The organism is Spirillospora sp. NPDC127506, assembly GCF_040302145.1.
GTDB lineage: Bacteria > Actinomycetota > Actinomycetes > Streptosporangiales > Streptosporangiaceae > Spirillospora.
In genome coordinates this window covers 1-1,391 of record NZ_JBEORG010000102.1, presented here as the reverse complement: position 1 = coordinate 1,391, position 1,391 = coordinate 1, and the positions used below count along the sequence as shown (strand labels likewise).

The window sequence follows — 1,391 nt, the reverse complement described above, 5'->3', positions numbered from 1 at the left end:
TACCCTGGCCACCGAGGTCTCCGTGCAGATGGTCTTCTTGGTCGTTGATCCATCTACCGGAGACCTCACCCATCTCCAGACACGACATGCCGACCTGGGACGAGACTTCCTAAACAGGGCCTAGGGCGACCAGTCGCCGGACGACGTGCTCGGCAGCTTCCTCGTCCAAGTCGAGGCAACGGCGGGCGGCGCGGACAGGGTCGGCGCGGCGGCCTGAGGCCACGTCGCAGACCGCCGTGACGACAGGTCGGAGACCGTGCCGACGGCTCACCATGCTCCGCAGCGCAATTCGGGCATCGACGCGTTCGATACAGGCTTCAAGGTAAGGAGCGGGGTCGGGCACATCGGGGGGCAGGGCGGATGGGACACCGCAGCTGATGTTGGCCGCGAAGAAGCCCGGGCGGACGGTACGCAGCGTGCGCAACGCCTCGTGCATGCGGGCGACAGCCTCCCGGTGGTCGAGACCGTGTCGTTCGCGCACGTCGGCGGGGATGTCGAACAGGTCGGTGCGGCCGCGCCGAGCCCGGTACACCGCGAGCCGCAGCAGGTCGCCGGTAACCGGGTCGCGGCGGAGCGGTGCCGCCCAGCGGGCGTTTCGCAGGTCCCGGTCGGGGTGCGCGGCGCCGCCGCGCCGCACAGCGTCGTCCCGGCGAACCCGCTCTTCCAGGCAGCGAAGCGTGTACTGGACGAGCTGGGCACGTGCGGCCCGCAACCAGCGGGGCTCCGCCGGGTCGGCGCGGCGCCGCAGGAGCGCCCCGAACGCGGCGGCGCTTTCGTACGGGGCCTGCTCGGAAGTGACGTGCTCGCATAGTTCCGCCATCTCGCGGACGACCGCACCGTCACGAGTCCGCGGCGCTGCGCCGGCCAGGGCACTGCGAAGCCGCGTGAAGCTGTTGAGAGCGAGGGTGTCAAGAGTCTCCTCGCAGTCGGCGCACCAGGTTCTGCCGGGGCAGGGACCGCCGCCATGGCGGGCGTTGCGCAGCGGTGTCCGCGCGGCGGAGCGCAGCGCGGGAACCACCAGGGCGTTGAAAGCGCTGAAGGCGGCGTCTGGATCAGAGGCGGCCAGCAGCCCAACGTGAAGCATCGCTCTCCTCCTGAGACATGGGTCGTCAGGCTGCGAGCCAGGACGGAACGTCCGGCACGCGGCCTACTCAGGAGGCACGATGGCCTCGGGGTGCTCTCGGGTCGGAGCCGTTGAGCGGTATCCAGTCTTGCATGAATCATTCGTTCGTGGGGCTGCCTCCGTCAGATTCGTCCTCCACTCACTTAACCCTCCCTTTCTCTGACCGGACACGGCTAAGCCTCGATCCACCGATGGTGTATCGAGGTCGATCTCTCGGTCTTTTCGGGAGGACGGTTGAGTTGTCGGCCGCCCGCGGGCAGGGGTGATC

1 protein-coding gene is annotated in these 1,391 nt (G+C 69.1%); it reads right to left on the bottom strand.

Going from position 1 to position 1,391, the window contains the following annotated elements:
* Positions 1 to 109: 109 nt before the first annotated feature.
* Complete coding sequence (locus tag ABTW95_RS35655; RefSeq protein WP_500228636.1) at positions 110 to 1,084, bottom strand: hypothetical protein; 975 nt, start codon at positions 1,082 to 1,084, stop codon at positions 110 to 112.
* Positions 1,085 to 1,391 lie beyond the last annotated feature (307 nt).